General features: G+C 38.8%; 2 protein-coding genes. Both read right to left on the minus strand.

All coding sequences use genetic code 11. The features are described 5' to 3' along the window. Positions 1-11: 11 nt before the first annotated feature. Positions 12-578, minus strand: coding sequence for an IS630 family transposase (locus MMO38_RS16475; protein ID WP_121533679.1), 567 nt, complete (start codon positions 576-578; stop codon positions 12-14). Next, complete coding sequence (locus tag MMO38_RS16480; RefSeq protein ID WP_004973749.1) at positions 568-1,023, minus strand: helix-turn-helix domain-containing protein; 456 nt, start codon at positions 1,021-1,023, stop codon at positions 568-570. Before MMO38_RS16480 ends, MMO38_RS16475 begins: the two co-directional genes overlap by 11 nt. Between the last annotated feature and the right edge of the window lie 60 nt (positions 1,024-1,083).

Raw genomic sequence — 1,083 nt, forward strand, 5'->3', positions numbered from 1 at the left:
GTAAGCTGTCATTAAAAAGTAAACATGTATTCTTTTCCGAATTGGTTTGATACTCTCTCCACCCATTGCTCTATTTTATCAGCTGTCATGACTTGAAAATCTCGCCAATAATATTTCATCTGCTTCCATACCATCTCGATTCGATTTAACTCAGGGCTATAAGCTGGAATAAAATACAAATTCGTCGAAAAGTTACTTTTAAGTAGCTCTCTGTAATCAGCCATCTTTTTACTTCTATGAATCGAGGCATTATCAACAATAAGAACCAATGGAAGGTTATAAGTCTGTTTTACTTGTTGAGCTATTCCAGTTAAATAGGCATAAAACCAAGTGCTTGTAACTGACTCTTGTAAACAACTTGTCACCAGTTTCCCCGTTGAAAGCAAACACCCCATGACATTAACTCGTTTTAATCTTATTGCATCAACCGCATGAACATCACCTATCTTTGTCCATGCATAGCGGTTATCAGGTGTAGATGAAAACCCTGTTTCATCAACATAACCTAATATAATTTCACCACGTGCCGCTTGCTCTCGTAATTTTTCAATCTGCTGTGTTGCTTGTTCAAATGCAATCGGATCTCTTTTTTTTCAAGCTATGACGGGTACGCTTGAAGACCATACCTGAATCACGTAAAAACTTACGAATGGTTTCAACAGACACGGACACTTCGTATTCTTCATGTAGTTTGACTCGGATTTGTTCTGCATTGAGTGGACTTGTATTGACCCAATCTAGGATTTTCGCCTGATAGTCTGAGATCAATGTATTGGGCCGACCTGAGCGATGACCTTCTTTAATCGATTCAAACTCATACAATTCCCAACGTCGGCGTTGTAGCCTTATGGTTTCTGGGATACGTTCTTGTAGAGTGGCAACTTCCGCAACACTTTTACCTTCAGAAAGCCAGAGAATAGTTTGGGCACGTTGTCTTTCACGCCAATGTTTTGCATGCTTGGCCAGAAAAATGAGTCGTTCTCGCTGTTCTAAACTAAGTGGTACAGAAACAATTCGAGGCATGTGTGAACATCTGTTAACTAAAAAAACTTTTTCGCATGATTAGTTATTTTTGTCAACTTA

The sequence above is a fragment of the Acinetobacter sp. NIPH 1852 genome (assembly GCF_022549455.1).
Taxonomy (GTDB): Bacteria; Pseudomonadota; Gammaproteobacteria; order Pseudomonadales; family Moraxellaceae; genus Acinetobacter.